The 22,678-nt window shown below is 62.3% G+C and carries 21 protein-coding genes and 1 pseudogene; 18 read left to right on the top strand and 4 right to left on the bottom strand.

The window, feature by feature from the left end; all coding sequences use genetic code 11:
• Positions 1-11: 11 nt before the first annotated feature.
• Positions 12-1,943 (bottom strand): sigma-54-dependent Fis family transcriptional regulator, encoded by a 1,932-nt coding sequence (locus CXK91_RS06960; RefSeq protein ID WP_103455441.1) that lies wholly within the window; start codon positions 1,941-1,943, stop codon positions 12-14.
• A gap of 395 nt (positions 1,944-2,338) precedes the next feature.
• Here CXK91_RS06960 and CXK91_RS06955 point away from each other — a divergent pair, with 395 nt between their 5' ends.
• The 10 genes from CXK91_RS06955 to CXK91_RS06910 all read left to right on the top strand — a co-directional run bounded on the left by CXK91_RS06955 (position 2,339) and on the right by CXK91_RS06910 (position 13,483).
• Entirely contained in the window at positions 2,339-2,842 is a 504-nt protein-coding gene (locus tag CXK91_RS06955) for a gluconate 2-dehydrogenase subunit 3 family protein (RefSeq protein ID WP_103455440.1), read from the top strand.
• Between the two features lie 48 nt (positions 2,843-2,890).
• Positions 2,891-4,468: a GMC family oxidoreductase gene (locus tag CXK91_RS06950; protein ID WP_103455439.1), complete on the top strand. Its 1,578-nt coding sequence runs from the start codon at positions 2,891-2,893 to the stop codon at positions 4,466-4,468.
• A gap of 24 nt (positions 4,469-4,492) precedes the next feature.
• On the top strand, positions 4,493-5,482 hold the full coding sequence (locus CXK91_RS06945; protein ID WP_103455438.1) for a thiamine pyrophosphate-dependent dehydrogenase E1 component subunit alpha: 990 nt from the start codon (positions 4,493-4,495) through the stop codon (positions 5,480-5,482).
• Between the two features lie 245 nt (positions 5,483-5,727).
• Positions 5,728-6,798 carry a 2,3-butanediol dehydrogenase gene (locus CXK91_RS06940; protein ID WP_103455541.1) on the top strand — a complete coding sequence of 357 codons (1,071 nt, stop codon included), beginning with the start codon at positions 5,728-5,730 and terminating at the stop codon, positions 6,796-6,798.
• A 13-nt stretch (positions 6,799-6,811) separates the two neighbouring features.
• On the top strand, positions 6,812-7,834 hold the full coding sequence (locus CXK91_RS06935; RefSeq protein ID WP_080950569.1) for an alpha-ketoacid dehydrogenase subunit beta: 1,023 nt from the start codon (positions 6,812-6,814) through the stop codon (positions 7,832-7,834).
• Positions 7,835-7,839: 5 nt separating this feature from the next.
• Positions 7,840-8,073 carry a lipoyl domain-containing protein gene (locus CXK91_RS06930; protein ID WP_023444395.1) on the top strand — a complete coding sequence of 78 codons (234 nt, stop codon included), beginning with the start codon at positions 7,840-7,842 and terminating at the stop codon, positions 8,071-8,073.
• A gap of 2 nt (positions 8,074-8,075) precedes the next feature.
• Positions 8,076-8,777: a 2-oxo acid dehydrogenase subunit E2 gene (locus CXK91_RS06925; RefSeq protein WP_103455437.1), complete on the top strand. Its 702-nt coding sequence runs from the start codon at positions 8,076-8,078 to the stop codon at positions 8,775-8,777.
• Positions 8,774-9,541, top strand: coding sequence for a lipoate--protein ligase family protein (locus CXK91_RS06920; protein ID WP_103455436.1), 768 nt, complete (start codon positions 8,774-8,776; stop codon positions 9,539-9,541). Before CXK91_RS06925 ends, CXK91_RS06920 begins: the two co-directional genes overlap by 4 nt.
• A gap of 381 nt (positions 9,542-9,922) precedes the next feature.
• Complete coding sequence (locus tag CXK91_RS06915) at positions 9,923-12,055, top strand: PQQ-dependent dehydrogenase, methanol/ethanol family (RefSeq protein ID WP_103455435.1); 2,133 nt, start codon at positions 9,923-9,925, stop codon at positions 12,053-12,055.
• Positions 12,056-12,214: 159 nt separating this feature from the next.
• Positions 12,215-13,483 (top strand): carbohydrate porin, encoded by a 1,269-nt coding sequence (locus CXK91_RS06910; RefSeq protein WP_103455434.1) that lies wholly within the window; start codon positions 12,215-12,217, stop codon positions 13,481-13,483.
• Between the two features lie 60 nt (positions 13,484-13,543).
• Here CXK91_RS06910 and CXK91_RS06905 read toward each other — a convergent pair whose 3' ends face one another.
• A complete protein-coding gene (locus CXK91_RS06905) occupies positions 13,544-14,131 on the bottom strand; it encodes a glutathione S-transferase family protein (RefSeq protein ID WP_103455433.1) in 588 nt (195 codons plus the stop codon).
• Complete coding sequence (locus tag CXK91_RS06900) at positions 14,128-14,556, bottom strand: VOC family protein (RefSeq protein ID WP_103455432.1); 429 nt, start codon at positions 14,554-14,556, stop codon at positions 14,128-14,130. Before CXK91_RS06900 ends, CXK91_RS06905 begins: the two co-directional genes overlap by 4 nt.
• A gap of 113 nt (positions 14,557-14,669) precedes the next feature.
• Between CXK91_RS06900 and CXK91_RS06895 the strand changes: the two genes are divergently transcribed.
• Positions 14,670-15,572, top strand: coding sequence for a LysR family transcriptional regulator (locus tag CXK91_RS06895; protein ID WP_103455431.1), 903 nt, complete (start codon positions 14,670-14,672; stop codon positions 15,570-15,572).
• A gap of 151 nt (positions 15,573-15,723) precedes the next feature.
• On the opposite strand, the gene CXK91_RS06890 is transcribed toward CXK91_RS06895, so the two are convergent.
• Positions 15,724-16,104, bottom strand: coding sequence for a winged helix-turn-helix transcriptional regulator (locus CXK91_RS06890; RefSeq protein ID WP_103455430.1), 381 nt, complete (start codon positions 16,102-16,104; stop codon positions 15,724-15,726).
• Positions 16,105-16,261: 157 nt separating this feature from the next.
• Here CXK91_RS06890 and CXK91_RS06885 point away from each other — a divergent pair, with 157 nt between their 5' ends.
• From CXK91_RS06885 to CXK91_RS06855, 7 genes and pseudogenes are all read left to right on the top strand, one after another.
• On the top strand, positions 16,262-16,723 hold the full coding sequence (locus tag CXK91_RS06885; RefSeq protein ID WP_103455429.1) for a nuclear transport factor 2 family protein: 462 nt from the start codon (positions 16,262-16,264) through the stop codon (positions 16,721-16,723).
• A 55-nt stretch (positions 16,724-16,778) separates the two neighbouring features.
• A complete protein-coding gene (locus CXK91_RS06880) occupies positions 16,779-18,035 on the top strand; it encodes a multidrug effflux MFS transporter (RefSeq protein WP_103455428.1) in 1,257 nt (418 codons plus the stop codon).
• Between the two features lie 244 nt (positions 18,036-18,279).
• Complete coding sequence (locus CXK91_RS06875) at positions 18,280-19,188, top strand: ABC transporter substrate-binding protein (RefSeq protein WP_103455427.1); 909 nt, start codon at positions 18,280-18,282, stop codon at positions 19,186-19,188.
• The gene (locus CXK91_RS06870; RefSeq protein ID WP_103455426.1) at positions 19,188-20,189 is read left to right on the top strand and encodes a FecCD family ABC transporter permease; all 1,002 of its coding nucleotides are present in this window, start codon (positions 19,188-19,190) and stop codon (positions 20,187-20,189) included. The genes CXK91_RS06875 and CXK91_RS06870 overlap by 1 nt, the downstream gene beginning before the upstream one ends.
• Complete coding sequence (locus tag CXK91_RS06865) at positions 20,186-21,244, top strand: FecCD family ABC transporter permease (protein ID WP_103455425.1); 1,059 nt, start codon at positions 20,186-20,188, stop codon at positions 21,242-21,244. The genes CXK91_RS06870 and CXK91_RS06865 overlap by 4 nt, the downstream gene beginning before the upstream one ends.
• Positions 21,241-22,080 (top strand): ABC transporter ATP-binding protein, encoded by an 840-nt coding sequence (locus tag CXK91_RS06860; protein ID WP_103455424.1) that lies wholly within the window; start codon positions 21,241-21,243, stop codon positions 22,078-22,080. Before CXK91_RS06865 ends, CXK91_RS06860 begins: the two co-directional genes overlap by 4 nt.
• Positions 22,081-22,177: 97 nt before the next feature.
• Positions 22,178-22,666, top strand: a pseudogene (locus CXK91_RS06855) (LysR substrate-binding domain-containing protein); the annotation flags it as partial.
• Positions 22,667-22,678: the final 12 nt, after the last annotated feature.

Here is a 22,678-nt window from a genome sequence, read left to right as displayed (position 1 = left end):
CCAGGCGCCGGTCACACCGGCGCTTCGATACCCAGCACGCGCATGCGGCGATACATCGTCGGTCGCGACACGCCAAGTTCGCGCGCGGCGGCGCTGACGTTCCAGCGATGACGGCGCAGCGTCTCGCGCAGTGCTGTCGCCGACTCGGGTTCGGCCGCGGTCGCCGATTGACGACAGCGCGCCAGAATCGGTGGCAGGCATTCGTCCGGCAGATCCTGCACGGTGATCTCGTCACCCTCACAGGTCGCCAGCGCGTACTGCAATACGTTGCGCAGCTCGCGGATGTTGCCCGGCCAGGGATAGGCCAGCAGCGCACTCATGGCATCGCCACGCAGGTGCGGATTGCCCGGCCGGCCCTCGGCGAGTTCGGCGAACACCCGCTCGATGAGAAAGCCCTTGTCGGCTCGCTCGCGTAGCGGCGGCAGCTTCAGCGACGCGCCGTTCAGGCGGTAGAACAGGTCCTCGCGAAACGCCCCACTCTCGACCATCTGCCGCAGGTCGCGGTGGCTGGCGGCCACCACGCGGATATCCACCTTCACCGGTTTCTCGGCACCCAGCGGCATCACTTCCTGCTCGGCCAGCACCCGTAACAGCCGGGTCTGCAAATGCAGCGGCATATCGCCGATCTCATCGAGGAACAGCGTGCCGCCGTCGGCCTGCTGGATCAGCCCGCGCATGCCCTTGCTGCGCGCGCCAGTAAAGGTGCCGGGGGCGTAGCCGAACAGCTCGCTCTCGATCAGCGATTCGGGCATCGCGCCGCAGTTGATCGCCACGAAAGGTTTGCTGCGCCGGCAGCCGCTCTCATGCAGAGCCTTGGCCAGGCGTTCCTTGCCGGTCCCGGTCTCGCCATTGAGCAGCACGTTCAGCGGCTCGCTGCACAGGCGCCTGGCGCGCGCGAGCATCTTGCGCATCACCGGGTCGTCGTCGGCCAGCGCATCAAGCGCGGAATGGCCCCCGGGCGCGCTGCGTTCGACCGGTTCCGGCACCCGGCGACGCGGCTCCATCAAGGCGGCGAAGAACAGCTGGTGACGATGGGTGCGAAAGGCGCGAACCTGGTCGTGACTGGCGTAGGGAATGCTCAGCACATCGCTCAGTTCGCAATCGAACAATTGGTCGATCCGCGCCTGCGCCAGGGAGCCAAAGGGCCCCGGCATCAATAGCCCGTGCTCGGCCAGCAGGCCGCGGGCGGCGGTATTGCCAGCGAGCAACTCGCCATCGTCACCCAGCGCCAGCAGGTAGCGGCGGTTGATCAGGACGAACTCGCGGGAACCGTCGAAACAGAGGATTGGCCGCTCGCGGTAGACGCGCATGAAATAGGCATCCTCGATCATCCGCGCGTACTGCTTGACCAGCTGCAGGGCGAAGGTCTGGGAATCCTTGGTCGGCGGTGAATGCAGCGCGGAGATATCCAGCACCGCCAGCAACTGCCCGTGCGGGTTGAACATGGGCACCGCGGTACAGGTGAGGTTGGTGTGCCAGACGCTGAAGTGATCGTGCTGGTGACAGGTGAGCGCCTGCTGCTCCTTGATGCAGGTGCCGACTGCGCAGGTGCCGGCGTGGTCTTCGCCCCAGTCCGAACCGAGGAACAGACCGGTCTTGCGATGCGCCTTTTCGTCTGCCGGGTCGCCGAGAAACTGCACGGCGATGCCGCGGTTGTCGGTCAGCAGGATCACGTAGCCCAGCTCGGCGATCTGCCGGTAGAGCTGCTCGACGCCAGCGCGGGCGACATTGATCAGCTCGTCGGCCTGATCCTGATGCTCGCGCAGCACCTGCCGCGGGACGAATCGGGCTTCGGCAGGTCGCGCCGGATCAAGGCCGTAGTCGTGCACACAGCGGTGCCAGGAGCGCGCGATGATCGGATCACGATCACCAGGCAGGTGCGGCGCATTGGCTAGCGATAGCACCGCGTCGATATGGCTGACCGGACCGGATAGCAGACTCATGCCTCCTCCTCGAAGCGCTCGCGCCAGACCGACGCGGGCCACTCCAGCGAAACGCTTTATTGTTTTGCAATAAACGAAGGATAAACCATAGAACCGCACAGACCAGCCTGAACTTTAGAAGCACTTTGTCTGTTCATATTATTGTCGCCGTACTGTAAAGGGCTTTACAGCGCTTTACAGGTGTAACGTTAAAATCGCTTTACACATTAACCAAAACAGCACCATCAAGTTACCTAAAAACCATATGCATCAATTACTTATCCAAAGCTAAAGCCCTGAATAAAAGTTGGCATGACAACTGCTCCTACTGTTTTGCGGAACAAACTCTTCGCATAACAAGATCGCCAGCATTCCGATCATCCACGGAACTGCCGGTAATAATCAGGAGCTATGTCATGCACGATTCAGCTCGCCCGCAGGGCACGCTAAACCGGCGACGCTTTCTTTCCATTTCCGGCCAGTCCTTGCTGGCACTCAGCCTGTCGCAACTGATCCCGGTGAACCTGCTCGCCGAGGAACGCCTGCCAGACCTGCCCGATGGCCTGTTACGCATGGGCCGCGACGTCTTTCCCCACGCCTTCATCAGCGACCACCACTACGTGCAGCCCTTGCTCGGCCTGGTGGATGAACAGCCAGCCCTGGTCGCTCGCGGCCTGGACGAACTGCAGCAGCAGGCGCGCCAGGTCCATGGTTCGCCATTCGAACAGCTCGACGAGGCCGAGCGCGTGGCCCTGCTGACCGACATCGAAAACACCCCCTTCTTCAAGGCCGTGCGCAGCAGCTTGATGTTCGGCCTGTACGACAACAAGGCGCTGTTCCCGCTGTTCGGCTACGAGGGTTCGTCCTGGGAGTACGGCGGCTACGTCAACCGCGGCTTCAACGACCTGAACTGGCTCTGAGCACCCCGTGCACGCGGGATAACAACAAGAACAAGATGAGGAATACCCATGGCAACTTTTGCCCAGGATGACGATGACGTCGTGGTGATCATCGGCTCCGGTGCCGGCGGCGGGACGCTCGCCAACGCGCTGGCCAAACAGAAGATTCGCAGCGTGGTGCTGGAAGCCGGCAAGCGCCACACGCTGGAGGACATCGAGAATGACGAGTGGACGATGTTCAAGAAGATCTCCTGGCTCGACAAACGCCAGGCCGCCGGTGGCTGGCACCTGACCGAGAACAACCCGACCCTGCCCGCCTGGATCGTCAAGGGCGTCGGCGGCAGCACGGTGCACTGGGCCGGCATCGCCCTGCGCTTCCGTGACTTCGAATTCAAGATGCAGAGCATCAATGGCGACATCGCCGGCGCCAACCTGCTCGACTGGCCGGTGACGCTGGACGAGATGGCGCCCTGGTACGAGAAGGCCGAGAAGCACATGGGTGTGACCGGGCCGAGCACCGGCATGGCCTATCACCCGTGGCACAACTCCTTCAAGGTGCTGGCCACCGGCGCCAAGCGGGTCGGCTACAAGGAGATCCTCTCCGGGCCGATGGCGATCAACACCGAGCCCTACGACGACCGCGCCGCCTGCCAACAGCTCGGCTTCTGCATGCAGGGCTGCAAGATGGGCGCTAAGTGGTCGACGCTCTACACCGACATTCCCCGCGCCGAAGCCAGCGGTTATTGCGAGGTGCGCCCGCAGTCGATGGTGCTGCGCATCGAGCATGACGCCAAGGGCCGCGCCAATGCCGTGGTCTACGCCGATGCCAGCGGCACCATCCAGCGGCAGAAGGCCTGGGTGGTCTGCGTGGCCGGCAACTCCATCGAGTCTCCGCGGCTGTTGCTCAACTCCGCGTCGGCGATGTTCCCAGACGGGCTGGCCAACTCCTCCGGCCAGGTCGGGCGCAACTACATGACCCACACCACCGCCGGCATTTTCGCGGTGATGCCCAAGCCGGTGAACATGCACCGCGGCACCACCTGCGCCGGGGTGATCTCCGACGAGTCCTACAACGATCCATCGCGCGGTTTCGTCGGCGGTTACCGCCTGGAAATCCTCGCCCTCGGCCTGCCCTTCCTCTCCGCATTCCTCGACCCCACACCCAAAGGCTGGGGCAAGCAGTTCACCTCGCGGATGGAAAAGTACAACCACATGTCCGGGGTCTGGCTGTGCGGCGAAGACCTGCCGCTGGAGAACAACCGCATCACCCTGCATGACAGCGAAAAGGATCAGTACGGCCTGCCGATTCCGGTGGTGACCAAGAGCGATCACCCGATGGATGCCGCCATGCGCAAGCACGGCGTTGCCGCCACCGCCAAGTGCTATGAGGCCGCCGGCGCCACCGACATCATCGAGCTGCCGCCCTACCCGGCCAGCCACAACATGGGCACCAACCGCATGAGCGCCAAGGCCCGCGACGGCGTGGTGAACAAGTGGGGCCAGAGCCATGACATCCCCAACCTGTTCGTCTCCGATGGCAGCCAGTTCACCACCAGCGGCGGCCAGAACCCCACCCTCACCATTGTCGCGCTGGCCCTGCGCCAGGCCGAGCAGATCGGCCGGCTGCTCAACGAACGCGCGATCTGACCATAACCTCAAGGGAGTCCACCCATGACCCAGCCCAACAACTCGCAGCGCCTGTGGATGTACGAGCAGATGCTGACCAGCCGCTACATGGAGGAATCCATCGAGCGCATCTACATGGAAGGCAAGACGCCGGTGTTCAACATGGCCAAGGGGCCGATCCCCGGTGAGATGCATCTTTCCAACGGCCAGGAACCCTGCGCCGTGGGTGTCTGCGCCCACCTCGATGCCGGCGACATCGTTACCGCCACCCACCGCCCGCACCACATCGCCGTGGCCAAGGGCGTGGACCTCAACGAGATGATGGCCGAGATCTTCGGCAAGGCCACCGGCCTGTCCGGCGGACGCGGCGGGCACATGCACCTGTTCGATGGCCGGGTGAATTTCTCCTGCTCGGGGATCATCGCCGAGGGCATGGGCCCGGCGGTCGGCGCGGCGCTGTCGCGGCAGATGCAAGGCAAGCCCGGTGTGGCCGTGTCCTTTATCGGCGAGGGCGCGGCCAACCAGGGCGCCTTCCACGAAACGCTGAACCTCGCCGCGCTGTGGAAGCTGCCGGTGGTGTTCGTCATCGAGGACAACGCCTGGGGCATCTCGGTGGCCAAGGCCAGCGCCACCTGCATCGCGCAGCACCACGTGCGCGCGGCGGCCTACGGCATGCCTGGCGTGTTCGTCGAGAACAACGACCCGGACGGCGTGTTCCGCGCCGCCGGTGAAGCCATCGAGCGCGCCCGTGCCGGTGGCGGCCCGACCCTCATCGAGATCGAAACCTACCGCCTGGCCGGCCACTTCATGGGCGACGGCGAAACCTATCGCCCCGAAGGCGAGAAGGACGGCCTGATGAAAAAGGATCCGATTCCCGGCTACCGCCAGCGCCTGATCGACGAAGGCGTGATGAGCGAAGCCCAGGCCGAAGACATCGCCGCACGCGCCCGCGGCCGCATCGACGAAGCCGTGCAGTTCGCCCGCGAGAGCCCTTATCCGCGCCCGGAAGAAGCGCTGGAGAAGGTCTTCGTGTAGTCCCGCGAACCGTGACCGTGGCTCAGATAGCGCGCGGCGTTGGCGGGTTGCTCCCGCTCAAAGCGTCAAGAGGCTCGCGCCGAGGGCAGCCCACCCACAGAAGCCAAGGCCAGCACCAACCGCTTCTGTAGGAGGCGCGCCCCCGCGGCGATGCAGGCCGCGGGTACCCAACGCTCCGGAGTGAGCTCGCAAACATGTCCCAGCCAGAACAACAAGAGGAACGCCCGATGAACATTCAAACCACCATGACCGCCGCCGTCTGGCACGGCCGCAAGGACATCCGCCTGGAACAGGTCCCGCTGCCCGGCGCACCAAAGCCAGGCTGGGTGCAGATCCGCGTGCACTGGTGCGGAATCTGTGGCTCCGATCTGCACGAATACCTCGCCGGCCCGGTGTTCATTCCGGTGGATGCGCCGCACCCGCTCACCGGCATCAAGGGCCAGTGCATCCTCGGCCACGAGTTCTGCGGCGAGATCGTCGCCACGGGTGAAGGCGTCGAGGGCTACGCGCCGGGCGACAAGGTCGCCGCCGATGCCTGCCAGCACTGCGGCCAGTGCCGCTTCTGCAAGACCGGGCAGTACAACCTCTGCGAGCAGCTGGCCTTCACCGGGCTGATGAACAACGGCGCCTTCGCCGAATTCGTCAACGTGCCGGCAGAGCTGCTCTACCGCCTGCCGGAAGGCTTTCCGCTGGAGGCCGGTGCGCTGATCGAACCGTTGGCCGTCGGCATGCACGCGGTGAAAAAGGCCGGCAGTCTCTTGGGCGAAACCGTGGTGGTGGTCGGCGCCGGCACCATCGGCCTGTGCACCATCATGTGCGCCAAGGCCGCTGGTGCCGGCCAGGTGATTGCCCTGGAAATGTCCGCGGCGCGCAAGGCCAAGGCGCTGGAAGTCGGTGCCAATCGGGTCATCGACCCCAGCGACTGCGACGCCATCGCCGAAATCAAGGCGCTCACCGGCGGCTACGGTGCCGGCGTCTCCTTCGAGTGCATCGGCCACAAGGCCACCGCAAAGCTCGCCATCGACGTGATCCGCAAGGCCGGTCGCTGCGTGATGGTCGGCATCTTCGAGGAACCCTCGGAGTTCAACTTCTTCGAGATCGTCGCTACCGAGAAACAGGTAATCGGCTCGCTCGCCTATGCCGGCGAATTCGCCGATGTCATCGCCCTGATCACCGACGGGCGCATCGACGTCACGCCGCTGATCACCGGCCGCATCGGCCTGGACAACATCCTCGAGCAGGGCTTCGAGGAGCTGGCCAACCACAAGGACCGCAACGTCAAGATCATCGTCAGCCCCACCGCACTGGCCGGCTGAGCAGGAGAACCCCATGACCACAGCAGTAAAGGAAAGAAAGCTCACCGTCGCCCGCGCCATGGCCGAAGCCGTGGCGCAGGAGATGCGCCTGGACCCGAAGGTGTTCGTGATGGGCGAGGACATCGGCCAGCTCGGCGGCGTATTCGGCAACACCCGCGGGCTGTATGACGAGTTCGGCAAGACGCGCATCCGCGACACGCCGATCTCCGAGACCGCCTTTATCGGTGCCGCCGTGGGCGCTGCCTCGGACGGCATGCGGCCGATCGTCGAGCTGATGTTCGTCGACTTCTTCGGCGTCTGCATGGACGCCATCTACAACCTGATGGCCAAAAACACCTACTTCTCCGGCGGCAAGGTGCCGGTGCCGATGGTGTTGATGGCCTCCACCGGCGCCGGTTACTCGGACGCCGCCCAGCACTCGCAGTGCCTGTACGGCACCTTCGCCCACCTGCCGGGCATGAAGGTCGTGGTACCGAGCAACGCCTACGACGCCAAGGGCCTGATGACCGCGGCGATTCGCGACGACAACCCGGTGGTGTACCTCTTCCACAAGTCACTGCAGGGCATGGGCTGGCTGGGCACCGAAAAAGGCGCCACGGTGCCGGTGCCGGAAGAGCCCTACATCGTCGAGATCGGCAAGGCCAAGACGGTGCGCGAGGGCCGCGACGTCAGCCTGGTCAGCCTCGGCGCCGGCGTGCATCACGCCCTGCGCGCCGCCGCGCAGCTGGAGAAGGACGGCGTCAGCGCCGAGGTCATCGACCTGCGCAGCCTGGTGCCGCTGGACCGCGAGCACGTCATCGCCTCGGTACGCAAAACCGGCCGGCTGATCGTCATCGACGAGGACTATCACAGCTTCGGCGTCAGCGGCGAAATCATCGCCAGCGTCGTCGAGCACGACATCGGCATGCTCAAGGCGCGCCCGCAGCGGGTGGCCTTCCCCGACATCCCCATCCCCTTCACCCCGGTCATGGAGCAATGGGCCCTGCCCAACGCGGACAAGATCGTGGCCGCCTACCACGCCATGCATAAGGAATGACTTTTATGAGTACCCCCATCGTGATTGCAGACGACCTCTGGGAAGGCGACGCCGAAGCGGTGATCACCTCCTGGCTGGTCAGCGACGGCGCCGAAGTGGCCGCCGGTGACCTGGTCGCCGAGGTCATGTCGGAAAAGGCCCAGTTCGAGATCGAAGCGCCGGCTGCCGGCGTGCTGAAGATCATCGAGGAAGAAGACGCGGTGATCGCCAAGGGTGCGGTCATCGGCCAGGTGGAATAGCCATGACTCGACTGGAACTCCTGCCCGAGCGCGCGCCCGAACGGGTGCCGCTCAAGGGCATGCGCAAGATGATCGCGGCGAAGATGCACGAAAGCCTGCAGACCACCGCGCAGCTCACTCACCACAGCGAATGCCGGCTGGATGCGCTGAAAACCCGTCGCGCCGAGCTAAAGGCCGAGGGCAGCGCGGTGTCCGTGCAGGACCTGTTGCTGCTCAAGGTGATCGAGACGCTGCAGGCCCATCCCGGCCTCAATGCCACGCTGGAAGACGAGGTGATCCACCAGCACGCGGCGGTGCATCTGGGCCTCGCCATCCCGCTGCCGGGCGATCTATTGGTCGCCCCAGCGCTGTTCAACGCCGAACAGCTCGATGGTGAAGGCTTGTGCCAGGCGCGCAAGGCGCTGGTGGACAAGGCTCTGGCCGGCAAACTGTCGGTCAAGGAGCTGACCGGCGCCACCTTCACCGTCTCCAACCTGGGGCTGTCGCGGGTGCATCACTTCACGCCGATCCTCAATCCGCCACAGGTGGCCATTCTGGGGGTCGGTGGCATTCAGCGGCGGCTGGAACTCGGGCCGAGCGGCGAACTGGTGGAAGTCGAGTGGATGGGCCTGTCGCTAACCTTCGATCACCGCGCCGTTAATGGCTCGCCCGCGGCGGAGTTTCTCGATGATCTCTGCCGGCGCATCGAGGAGTACGCGGCATGAACGGCGTCGCCCGGTTCAGCGTGGGCGCCGGCCTGAATGCCGAGCGGGCCTTGTTGCAGCGCGTCTGCGACGGCCTGTTCGACTGCCAACTGCTGCTCTGGCGCCCCACCGGCCAGGCGCTGGTGATGCCCGGCAGCTTCGAGCGCCGGCCCGGTTTCGCCCTGGCCAGCCAACGCTGCGCGGCGCAGGGCTGGCCGATCCTGCTGCGCGACACCGGCGGCGAGCCGGTGCCGCAATCGTCTGCCGTGCTCAACATCGCCCTGGCCTGCGCGCTGCCTAGCGGCGACGAGGTCGGCAGGCGCATCGACATCGCCTATGAACGGCTGCTCGAACCCCTGGCACTGTGGCTGGCGGAGAACGGCCTCAAGGCCGGTGTAGGCGCGGTGCCGGGCGCATTCTGCGACGGCCGTTTCAACCTCACCCTGGAAGGCCGCAAGCTGGCCGGCACCGCCCAGCGCTGGCGGCGCAGCCGCGATGGACGCCCCGTGGTGCTGGCTCACGCCGCGCTGCTGATCGAAGACTGGCGCGAGCCCATGGCCGACGTGGTGAACCGCTTCTACCACGCCTGCGCCAGCGACCTGCGCTGCCAGGCCGCGAGCCATCTGGCGCTCGCCGAGCGACTGGCCGATGCCTGGGCAACCGCCACAGCCCTGCCCGAGTGCTACCAGCGCGTTCTCGCCTGGCAGGGTCTGGAACTCGGCGCCCGCGCCAGCAGTTATCCGCCCGAAGGCCTCGCCGCCGGACGGCGCTCCCCCTTGCTTTGAATAACAACAACACGGCAGGCCATCCGGCCCGGCCATGCATCGGAGGAAACACCATGAGGCATCCCCCTTCCCTGCTCCAAGGCGGCACCACCCAGCCAGCACGATGTACAGAACTCTCTGCGGAGCCTTACCGCAGGGTCGCAACCACCACTAACGCTGGCAACTAACGCGCAACAAACCGGACCTGCAGTTATTGCAGTTTAAATAACAAACCTAAAAAGCAGTTATATACGCGCACGTCATGTTGCCCGCTATTACAGAGCGCAACACAGGAAGTCGTTTTTTAAAAAAAAAAATAAATACCAGCAGAGCTTTACCCGCGAATGCTCGTTTGAGGGATGCCTGAAGCGAGAAACAACCCTAAACAAGGAAATAATAAAAATGAAATTCAAACAGTCGAATTTAAGGGTACAGATAATCATGGCGGCCTCGCTTCTTGCGATAACGTCACTGCACGCATCAGACAGAGTCATTACCGACAAGGAACTGTCTGACGAGTCGAACACCACTGATTGGCTGGCTTACGGGCGAACACACTCCGAACAGCGATTCAGCCCACTCAAAGACATCAACGTAGAGAACGTCAGCGGGCTCAAGCCTGAATGGTACGCGCCGCTGCCGGATCGCTCCGATATCGTCGGAACACCTTTGGTCGTCGATGGGGTCATGTACTACGTTGGTGAAATGAACAGAACACGTGCATTCGATGCACGCACGGGCAAGATGCTTTGGGAATATGACCCTCAAGTTTCCAAGGAGATCATCGACAACAACATGAAGAAGGTCTTCTGGAAGCACAGCCGAGGCCTTTCAACATACGGGGACAAGTTATTCATCGCCACATGGGATGGCCGCCTGATTGCAATCAACAGAAAGGACGGCAAGGAAGTCTGGCAGACCCGAACCTTCGATCACGACCAGCCGTTGAATATCACAGGTCATCCCAAGGCCTTCGATGGCAAGGTATTTGTAGGCAATGGCGGAACGGAACTTGGCCCGATGCGCGGTTATGTGACCGCTTATGACACTGAAACGGGCAAACAGGTTTGGCGTTTCTATATCGTCCCTGGCAACCCTGCCGATGGATTCGAGGATGCCGCTCAGGAAATGGCCGCCAAAACCTGGACTGGCCGGTGGTGGGAAAACGGCGGCGGCGGCAATGCCTGGCATGGCTGGACGTACGACGAGAAATACAACCAGCTCATCTTCGGGACAGGCAACGGTGGGCCATGGAATATCAAGGTGCGTAGCCCGGACGGCGGCGACAACCTGTTCCTGTGTTCTGTCGTGGCTGTAGATGCGGATACGGGCGAATACAAATGGCACGTCCAGACTGCACCAGGCGACACCTGGGACTACAACTCGAACATGGACATCGTGCTGGCCGATCTTAAAGTCGATGGCAAGGATGTTGATGCGGTATTGCATGCGCCGAAGAACGGCTTTTTCTATACGATTGACCGCTCGAACGGCAAGGTCCTGTCTGCTGAGAAATTCACGGACGCCAACTGGTCTACCAAGTATGACCTGAAAGAACAGCGCCACATTGTTGCGGAAGACGCTAGATATCCTGATGGAGAGAAGAATATCTATCCTTCGGCATTCGGTGCTCACTCATGGCATGCGATGTCTTATAACCCCGAGTTGAATCTTGCCTTTATCCCCACCAACCATTTAGGCAACACCTTCAAGGACGATGGCAAGGATACGAAGCCTGGCCACAAGATGGCGAGCCACAAGCTTTACTTGGGGTTGACCGGTTGGGAATTGACCAAGGACCCACATGAGTCACGGGGCTCCCTACAGGCATGGGACCCGGTCAAGAACAAGCGCGTGTGGCAAGTAAACCAGAAGAGCCCATGGGGTGGCGGAACCTTGACCACAGCCGGCAACCTGGTTTTCCAGGGCCAGCCTGATGGCATGTTGAAAGCCTACGATGCCCGCACTGGTGACGAGCTTTGGTCCTATGACGTGGGTCTCGGCATCTCTGCGCCACCGATTACCTACAAGCTGGATGGCAAGCAGATGGTTTCCCTGCTGGTGGGTCCTGGTGGTGCATTGGCCTCCAACTTCGGCGGCTCCGGTGAACTGGGCTTTGAAAGCCATGGCTGGAAATATGGTGTGCATGAGCGCCGCATCATGACCTTTTCGCTTGACGGAAAAGCGGTTGTTCCAGAACAGCCTGCACCGCAACTTGCCAAGCCAATTATCGATGAGAAGTTTGAGGTCGATGCCAAAAAGGCAGAGGCAGGCGCGGGTGTCTTTGCGGAGAACCTCTGTGTTGGCTGTCATGGCGCCGGAGCTGTTGCGGGTATGAAAGCACCCGATCTGCGGGAGTCGCCGATATTGCTCAAAGGCAGTGAGAAGGCGTTCGAGAGTGTTGTGCGCGGTGGCGCGTTACTTGCCAACGGCATGCCCAAGTTTCCAGATTTGACAGATGCAGAGCTGGAAAGCATTCGCCATTTTGTTCGTCGGCAAGCGCGCGATGGTGTGAAGTCTGGCGGCGGACATTAAGCGGGGTCCAATCGCCAACTAAACACTTGAACCAATAACGCCTACATAGCCAGGCGTTACCACTGAGCAGAAACGCACGCGAATACCGTGAATGCCCATAGGCATTGCGGCTAACGGTATTCGCTGCACCCGCACCGTTACATCCGAAGGATCAGAACAATGACAACAAGCCTGCGCTTCGGCAGCGGCGTTCTCGCCGCCTGCCTGTTCACTTCTGCCCACGCGGCCGAGTATTCACCCGATCAGTTCCTCTTCGGCGACTGGAACGGCAGCCGTACCCGCCTGCATGAGGCCGGCGTCGACCTGCAGATCACCTACGTCAACGAACTGGCCTGGAATACCCAGGGCGGCGATGACCACACCGGCACCTACTCCGATCAGCTGATGTTCGACGCCGCGCTGGACCTGGAAAAACTGCTCGGCTGGTCCGGCGCCGGTTTCCGCTTCAGCGTGGTCAACCGCAACGGCGAGAACCTCAACGCCGAGGCCGATCTCGGCGTCCTGCTGCAACCCCAGGAAATTCACGGCTACGGCAGCGTCACCCGACTGGTGCAGTTCTATTACCAGCAAGCACTGCTGGACGACCGCCTGCTGGTCAAGCTCGGCCGCCTGCCCATGAGCGGCGAGATCTTCCCCTTCGCCTGCCCGTTCCAGAATCTCGGCTTCTGCGGCACGGTGCCCGGTTATGTCACGCCGAACTGGTTCACCTGGCCGATCAGCCAGTGGGGCGCCACCGCGCGTTACCAGCTGGACGCAGAGTGGTCGCTGCAGACCGCGCTTTATCAGGTCAACCCGCGTTTCACCGAGCGCGAGCAGGGCCTGAATTTCGGCAGCCCGTCGGGCACCACCGGCTACCACGCGGTTGCCGAACTGGGCTGGACGCCAACCTTTTCCGGTCAACCCGGCGCGTATCGTCTGGGCCTGTGGCGCAATACCGGCGACTTCGAGGACATCTACCGTGACGCTGCCGGCCGGCCGATGGCGCTTTCCGGCGCGCCAGCCGCCGAACACGACCAGGCCACCGGCGGCTATCTGATGGCCGAACAACAGATCTGGCAGAGCAGCGCGGTCGGTGAGCGCCGTTTGAAACTGTTTGCCAACTTCATCCAGTCCGACCCGGACGTGACCTATATCGAGCGCGTCTGGCAGGTAGGCGGCATCCTCTCCGCGCCCTTCGCCTCGCGCCCGAACGACGAGCTCGGCCTGGGCCTCGGCCGCCTGGAGATCAACGACGACGCCCGCAAGCACCTGCGCGAACAGGGCGAGCCGGTACCGGACGTGGAATACCCTGCCGAACTCTACTACCGCGTCGCCCTGACGCCGGCCATCTCGCTGACGCCGAACATCCAGTACTTCCACCGCCCCGGCGGTTTCGACGATGCGAAGGACGTGATGGTCGTAGGGCTGAAGACGGTGGTCAGCTTCTGACCGGCGCTGCAGTGGCGGCCCGGCTCACCGGGTCGCCTGTCGACAATGGGTGCCTGCGCGCTATGGCTTGGGCAGATACCCCGGCAACGCTTCCAGCCGCTCTATCCAGCGGGCGACGTGGCTGTACGGCGTGAGATCCACATCCCCTTCCGGCGCCAGCACCACGTAGGGGTAGACCGCGCAATCGGCGATGGTCGGCCGGTCGATCGCCAGCCAGTCGTGGCGCTGCAGATGATCATCCAGCAGCTTGAGCACCGCTGGTGCCTTGGCCAGCGCCGCGGCCTTGTCCAGCGGATAACCGAACTTCTGTACCAGCCGCGCCGCATTCAGGCTCTGCTGGATCTCGTTGGCGGTGAAGGACAGCCACTGCACGATCTCCGCCTGCCCACGCGGGTTGTCCGGCCACCACGCCAGGCCGCCGTAAGTACCGGCGAGGTAAACCAGAATGGCCTGCGAGTCGCGGACGATATACCCGCCATCATCCAGAATCGGCAACTGCCCCAGCGGGTTCAGCTCGGACAACGGCGGCTTCTTGTGCGCGCCATTGGCGAAATCCACGGCTACCAGTTCAAGATCGATGTTCGCCAGCGCAGCGAACAGCCGCACCTTGTAGCAGTTGCCGGATGGACCCAGGTCATACAGTTTCATTGCGCGCCTCCTCTGATGAGCTGATTGAATTCCAGAACGTTGCCGTCCGGGTCGCGGATGAACAGCGCGATCCGCCGCGGGCCGATGGGATGCGGCCCCTCGGTGATGACGATGCCCTGCGCTTCGAGCCAATGCTGGAGCGCCGCGAGGTCATCGACGATAAAGGCCGGATGGGTCATGCCAGGCCGCTTGACCGGCGCATCCAGCAGTACGTTGTGCGCATCAGCGGCACGCGCACCGTTGAAGATCAGGTTGATGCGCACGCCATCCGGGCTGAGCATTTCGTTCGCCTCGAACAGCAGAAAGCTCGCGCTCTCGACGAAGCCAAGCGCCTGGTAGAAGGCCATCGCCCGCGGCCGGTCGCTGACACGAATGCCGATGTGGTCATAGGCGAGAATGCGGGCGGGACTGGCTGACTGATTCATGTGCGAAACTCCAGGAGACCTCAGTCCCTGAAGTGTCAGCCGCCCTGCGGGTTTCACCTATGCCGTGAGCCTGACAACATCTATGCAGCAATCGCACAAATCCCGGGGTGGCAATGGACAAGCTCAAGGCAATGGCCAACTTCGTTCGCATCGTCGACAACGGCAGCCTGAGCTCGGCCGCCGATGCCACTGGGCAATCCGTGGCATCGGTAGTGCGCTCACTGGCCGCGCTGGAACGCCACCTCGGCGTGCGCCTGCTGAACCGCAGCACCCGGCGCATGGCCCTCACCGACGAGGGCGCGGAATACCTGGCCTGGAGCCGGCGCATGCTGGCGGACTTCGCCGACATGGAGCAGCGCCTGGAGGCCAGCGACGGCGCCGTCCGCGGTCTGCTGCGCATCACCGCGCCAATGGAGTTCGGCCAGCGTTACGTCGCGCCGCTGGTGAACGAATTTCTCAAGGAACATGCAGAGATCCGGGTGGAGCTGAACCTAAGCGACCAGATCGTCTCGCTGCTCGACGAACGCCTCGACCTCGCCCTGCGCATCGGCCACCTCCCCGACTCGGCCATGGTCGCCCGACAGATCGGCAGCACCCGGCTGGTCACCTGCGCCAGCCCCGACTACCTGAGCACCGCCCCCGCCATCGACACCCCGGCAGCACTCAAGGACCACGCCTGCATCCTCTTCGCCGCCCAGGGCCGCCTTTGGTACTACCGCCACGGCGAGAAGGAACAGGCTGAAGAAATCACTCCACGCCTGACCTGCAACCAGATCCGCACCGCCAGCTTGGCCTGTGTGCAAGGCCTAGGCATCACGCGGCTGATGCACTATCAGGTGGCAGAAGAACTGGCTGACGGTCGGCTGGTGAGAGTGCTCGAGGATTACGAACCGAAGGATCTGCCGATCCAACTGGTCTACCCGCACGCCTTGCAGCTGTCGCCAAGGGTGCGGGCATTTGTGGAGTGGGCGTGCCCACGATTGGAAAGAGTGACGCCGCGACCAACTCGGGCATAGAGATCGCTGCGCCCATGCGCGTGGTCAAGCGCAAGCGACAACAGAGCGCCCCGAGCGCCATGGACCACAATGCCAGGACCTGTATTGCAGCCCACGTGCATTCGTCACTCCCCTCGCCGCAGCTCCGCAGAGTCAACCCAATTACGCGATGCTAATGCTCTGGCTCGCTCAAGCGAAACGCGCGACGTGACCGGCAAATTTGCACATGGTGGGTATCAGCCCATTCCACCAGTGCCTGCATGGGCTCGAGAAAGCCGCGCCCGAGATCGGTAAGACTGTATTCGACACGGGGTGGCACCTCGGCAAATAGGGTCCGTCGTAAATAACCGTCCATTTCCAGGCGCTTGAGCGTGCGCGATAGCATCTGTTTGGAAATATCACCAATCTCGCGATTCAGTTCATTGAAGCGCAGCGTCCGCTCTGCCAGGGCTTCGAAAACGAGATAGCTCCATTGATCGCCAATGCGGTCCAGTACGTCTCGGATCGGGCACGGGTGATCGAGGGCTTCACTGTCTTGCTCTTCATTGCTCATCGCACTTCTCCGCGAGTGATAGCTGGTCACTTTTGAGTGACCAGGTGCTCATCAGTTGACTTCTTGTTAGGCAATTCTTAAGCCCGTAGCATCACGGTCTACTAATCATACCTAGCCTTGAAAAGACACGCCGACACCATCGAGAAGGACCGACTTCATGCTTCGTTCACTGATGATCACTTTGCTCCTCACGGTCGCCTCGGCAACCGCATTTGCCGCTGGCTCGGATAGGCGGGATCTAGCTGCCGAAGAGGCTAATCGAACGCTGGTCATCGATTTCTACAACCAGTTTTTCAATCTCCATCAGGTCGAACAGGCCGCGCGGGCAATTGCGCAAGACTACAAGCAGCACAACCCAGACGTACCCGACGGCAAAGCGCCCTTCGTAGAGTTCTTCACTGGATTCTTCAAGGAGCATCCCGAGTCGTGTGCCCGCATCGTGCGTAGCGGTACGGACGGCGATCTGGTGTATCTGCATGTGCACTCGACAGTGGGACCGGATGACCTGGGCCAGGCCGTAATCGATATCTTCCGGGTTGAGAACGGCATGATCGTTGAGCATTGGGACGTCATACAGGACGTGCCTGCCGAGGCAGTCAACGACAACACGATGTTTTAACCGCCGGACCTCATGCTAGCGGCTGCCTTCCTGGCAGCACCGAAGGAATAAACCGATGACGAGTGTAACCAGGGCCAACGCGTTGCCCATTGGCCTGCCGTTGATAGTCCTGCTCGCCCTGCTGACGGCGCTGGACGCGATGGCAATCGATATGTACCTGCCAGGAATGGCGGCGATTGCCGACGACTTCGCTATCTCACCGGGACGGGTGCAACAGACACTTTCGATATTTCTGGCTGGATTGGCTATCGGCCAGGCGGTGTATGGTCCCCTGCTGGATCGCTACGGCCGGCGGCTGCCTCTGCTGCTGGGCATCGCCATCTTCGTGGTCGGGTCAGTTATCGCCGCTTGTGCGCCAACCGTGGAATGTCTGCTCGCTGCGCGCTTTTTACAGGCTATCGGAGCGGCGGCCGGGCTGGTCGCGCCGCGGGCAATCATCGCCGACACCTGCGACATAACGTCTTCTGCTCGGGTTTTTTCACTTCTGATGCAGGTCATGATGATTGCGCCGGTCATCGCTCCCATGCTGGGCGGCCTGCTTTTGATTCAGGGCAGCTGGCGGCTGATTTTTTGGGTGCTCGCGGTATTGGGCGCTATCGGCCTGGTTTGGGGGCTAAAGGCTTTACCCGAGTCCTTGCCGATGGAGCGCCGCGTGCCTATCAGCGCAGCGAGCGTGCTCCGCGGTTATACACGGCAGATGCAAAAAGGCGGCTTCATGCTTTACACCCTGGCGGGCGGTTGCGTAATGGCATCGCTGTTCAGCTACATCAGCAGCGCCGCGTTCGTTTTTACCGACCATTTTGCGCTGAGCCCAACGGTCTTCAGTTACCTGTTCGCCACTAACTCGATCGCGCTGATCCTCGGGGGGACCCTTTCCTCGGTTCTGCTCACCCGGGGTGCGGCGCCGCTACGTGTAACCCTTGGTGGGCTGGTACTGCATACCCTGGCTGGCGGCGTGCTTTACCTGCTGGTATTGGAAGGCATCGCTACGCTCTGGGTTTACTCGATGCTGCTGGCTCTGGCAGTCGGCGCACTGGGATTGATTCTGGGGAACATCGTAGCCCTCACCATGAGCATCAGCGGCGCGCAAGCGGGCGTGGCTTCAGCCCTGATGGGAACCTTGCATTACCTGGTGGCCGCGGTAGTGGGCTACCTCTCGAGCCTCTTTACGCAAGGCCCGGCAGTCATGCCTCTTGTGGTTGCGCTGTGCGGGGTTGCCGCAATCGCACTTGCACTCGCAGCGCAACGCATGACGGCCCGACAAGCAGAAAAGGCCGACCACTACGAAGGTGAAGTGTCGCCGCATTGTTAGGGTCCTGGTTTGAGCAACGTCAGCGGCATGGACATGAGTCGTGTCGCTGGCACGCCCACATTCATTCAGCACTGACTCAAACCGGATCACTTGATCTGCCGGTAGCCGCTCTGTCGAAGATTTACATTCGGCAATGAACGTAATACTCGCAAATGAGAGCCATTACCATTAAAGTACGCCACGTTTTTGCTGGTGGCTCACTTGGCAGCAACCGCCGTCGTTTCTTCAGTTTGGAGTCAAACCGATGCCTCAGATTTCCATCCGCTTATTGGCTGGCCTGGTATTCGCCACGCTATTGTCTTGCGCGCAGCTGCAGGCTGCCGAACGTATCGTCGAGGGCGCGTACGGGCCCGTGAAGCTCAGCGGCTCCCCCCAGCGCGTGGTTGCGCTCGATGAAAACGCGCTGGATGTAGCGCTCGCACTGGACGTCAAGCCTGTGGGCGCCCTGGCCAGCCGAGGTGGCACGGATATACCGGAGTACCTCAAGGCCAAATCCGGGAAGATCGCCATAGTCGGCAGCGTTCGCGAACCCAATCTGGAAGCGATACTCGTCTTGCAGCCAGACCTCATCCTCGCGCCGTCCGAACTGCCTAAAGCGCAATACGACAGACTCAGCCTGATCGCTCCAACCATCGTGCCTAAAGGCGGTTCGTTCCAGGATTGGCGCAACGTCAGCGGTATCTACGCCCAGGCGTTGAACAAGCAGGATGAGGGAGCAGCACTTGCGGAAGAAATCGATACCCGCCTTGCCGATCTACGTGAGCGCCTGCCCAGCCATCCACAGGTCAGTGTTATTCGCTGGAACCCCCAGGGCCCCTTCATCATGTCGAGCCGACTTTTTGTCGGCCAGCTGTTGGATGCCATCGGCCTGAAGCCAAACGAACTGTCGACCCAAACGAAGAAACCGCATACGGACATCCTCAGCCTGGAAAATCTCAACAAGGCCGACGCCGATTGGATTTTCCTCGCCACGCTCAATAGTGATGGTCGGAAAGCGCTTGAAGAAGCCCGCAAACAGCCGGCATTCAATCGTCTGGAAGCGGTTAGAAGCGGGCGTCTAGTATCGGTAGACGGTCAGATATGGAGCAGCAGCGCCGGGTATCTCGCTGCGCACCATATTCTCGACGATGTGGAAAAGGCGCTGCTTGACTGATGCGTAGTGGCCGGCTTCCATTGCCCCGCGCGCTGGCAATCACGGGCATCTGCCTTTTGCTGCTGTGTCTTGCCAGCCTGATCTTCGGGGCGGGCGACGTCAGCGTGTCACGCAGCCTGCTCGCCCTCTCGGGCGGGGCCGATGAGCAGGCTCAGTTCGTCGTATACGATTTGAGATGGGCTCGCACCAAGCTGGCATTGCTCGTTGGTGCGGCGCTTGGTGCCGCCGGCTTGCTGCTGCAATCAGTAACACGCAATCCCTTGGCCGAACCCGGTCTGATGGGCGTGAGTGCAGGCGCCTCGTTCGCGGTCGTGCTAGCCATTGCGCTGGGTGCCAGCGCTGCCTCGCTCAACCTGCTGGTTGCAGTCGGAGGCGCGCTTGTAGGTTGCGTGCTGGTCCTGCTGGTGACGCAGATGCGCGGGGTGGGTGAAGACCCGGTCCGCCTGGTACTTGCAGGAGCAGCGTTCTCCGGCCTGCTCATGGCGCTAAGCAATATGCTGCTACTCCAGGACCAGCGAACCGCAGACGAAATGCGTTTTTGGGTAATCGGCGCGCTGGCCGGTCGACCCCTTGATACCTTTATCTGGAGTCTGCCTGGCCTGATTGCCGGCCTCTTGCTCGCCCTGCCACTCATCCCTGCGCTGGCCGCACTGTCGCTGGGCGAGCGCGTTGCAAGCGGGCTGGGCCATCACCCGCAGATAACGCGCCTGATTACGCTTCTGGCTGTGGCCCTGCTCGTCGGCACGGCCACCGCGGCGGCCGGACCGATCGGGTTCGTCGGCTTGGTAGTGCCTTTCATCGCACGGCGTCTGGTAGGCACCGATGTGCGTAGAACCTTTGCGCTCGCGATTCTGATAGGCCCGTGCATCGTGCTGTTCGCTGACGTTCTGTCTCGCCTGGCGGTACGGCCATATGAGCTTCCGGTGGGGGTCATCACCGCTTTTGTCGGCGCGCCCATTTTAATCGCCGTGGTGCGCAGCCACAGATTGCCGACGTTATGAATCAAGCCTCCTCCATATCGGTGTCAGACAACTATTGCCTGCTGCGACTGGCTTCGTTGTCCTTCCTCGTCCACCGGCGCAGCATGCTGGTTGGCGCCTGCCTGTGCCTGGCACTGATTGTGACTGTGGGCTGGCTGCTCGCGGCGGGTTCGCCTGGGCTAAGCCAGTGGCAAGCACTGCGTGCTGTCTTTGGTGAAGGAGAGCCGATGCATCTGCTGCTCGTCCGTGAGCTGCGCCTGCCCCGCATCATTGCTGGCTTGCTGAGTGGGGCGGCACTTGGTGCCGCGGGCTGCCTGCTACAAACGTTGGCGCGCAACCGCCTGGCGACACCCGGAGTCATCGGCATCGACGACGGCGCAACCGCCTTTGCCGTTGCCTCTATCGTTGCGATTCCAACCAGCATCGCGCCGTCGATGCTGGCCCTGTCCGGTGCGGCCACGGCCGCAGCCCTGACCTTCGCTCTGGCAATGGGCTCAGGCGCGCGGGGTTATCGTTTTATCGTCGTAGGTATCGCCATCGGCGTGCTATTCGGTGCACTGACAAACCTGATGCTGGCGCGTACCGATATCGATGCCGCCAACGCCGCCTACCCATGGACGGTAGGGAGCCTCAACGCCCGCCCTGCCCAAGCAGTGTTTCTGTTGGGCGTGGGCCTGGCAATCGGCCTGCCCGCAGCCAAGCTGCTGACCCGCTCCCTGGCGCTTATGCGATTCTCCGACAACGTTGCCATCGGCCTCGGCACCCGCTTGCGTCTGATGCGAGTACTGACGCTGATACTAACGGTATGGCTTACCGCCTTGGCCGTCGCGGTGGTCGGCCCGGTCGGGCTGATCGCCCTGGTCGCACCGGAGATGGCACGTTACTTATGCCGACAGCACGGAGTGCCGGTAATCAACGCAGCCCTGAGCGGTGCGCTACTGATGGTCATTGCCGACTGGGTGGGGCGCACCCTACTCGCCCCAATCGAGATCCCGGTAGGCATCATCATGGCGATAGTCGGCGGGCCGTATCTGATCTGGATCTTGCTACGCCAACCTTCTCGGACCCTTTCATGAGCGAACTTCCCAGCATCCTCGTTGAACGAAACGCCATCGACGTTCGGTTGGAGGCCAGCGACCTCTGCATGGGCTACGGTGGCGCTTCGGTAATCGAAGGACTCGACCTGCTATTGCCCAAGGGCAAGGTAACGGCAATCGTGGGCCCCAACGGCTGTGGCAAGTCCACCCTACTCGCCGGCCTTGCGCGCCTGCATAAACCCAGCAGCGGCGCCGTGCTGCTTAACGGCAAGGCCATCACACAGCTGCCGACTCGAGAAGTGGCGCAGCAGCTGGCACTGTTGCCACAGGAAGCCAGTGCGCCGGATGGGCTTACCGTCGCCGAACTGATCCGCTTTGGTCGACAACCGCACCAAAGGCTGCTCCAGCAATGGAGTGAACACGATCAGGTTGTAGTTGACGCCGCTCTGCATGCCGCAAATTTGACCGAATTGGCCGATCGCCCTTTGCAGTCGATGTCAGGGGGCCAGCGCCAGCGAGCCTGGATCGCCATGGCCATCGCGCAGGACACGCCGTTGCTGCTGCTGGATGAACCTACTTCAGCGCTCGACCTCGGCCATCAGATTGAAGTATTCGAACTGATTCGCCAGCTCGCCGCAGCGGGCAAAACCATCGTCATGGTCGTGCACGACCTCACGAGTGCCTGCCGATACGCCGATCACCTGGTCGCCATGAACGCTGGGCACATAATCGCAGAGGGCCCACCTGAAACGGTCGTTACACCGGGCTTGGTGGAGACCCTCTACGGTGTGAAATGCACGCTGTTGCGCGACCCCATGCACGGCACCCCGATTATCTCGGCCGTCACACGATTGGCAGGTCCTCCAACAGCTTGATGCTGATTGCGGCGGATACCTGAAGGTGGAGAGGCTGCGTTTGGCCAAAAGCGGTAGGTTTTTATCCGCTAATTAAACCTGTGCCCTGATCCGCGGCGAACGCCTCGACCTCGCCCTGCGCATCGGCCACCTGCCCGACTCGGCCATGGTCGCCCGGCAGATCGGCAGCACCCGGCTGGTCACCTGCGCCAGCCCCGATTACCTGAGCACCGCCCCCGCCATCGACACCCCGGCAGCACTCAAGGACCACGCCAGCATCCTCTTCGCCGCCCAGGGCCGCATTTGGTATTACCGTCACGGCGACAAGGAACAGGCCGAAGAAATCACTCCACGCCTGACCTGCAACCAGATCCGCACCGCCAGCTTGGCCTGGGTGCAAGGCCTAGGCATCACGCGGTTGATGCACTATCAGGTCGCCGATGAATTGGCTGATGGTCGTCTGGTAAGAGTGCTCAGGGATTACGAGCCGAAGGATCTGCCGATCCAACTGGTCTACCCGCACGCCTTGCAGCTGTCGCCAAGGGTGCGGGCTTTTGTGGATTGGGTTTGTCCCAGGTTGGAGAGGGGTATGCCGGGGTTGGGTTAGGGTGGCGGCTGA

Source organism: Stutzerimonas stutzeri (genome assembly GCF_002909485.1).
GTDB lineage: Bacteria > Pseudomonadota > Gammaproteobacteria > Pseudomonadales > Pseudomonadaceae > Stutzerimonas > Stutzerimonas stutzeri_AH.
This window is presented reverse-complemented; position numbering and strand designations above follow the sequence as displayed.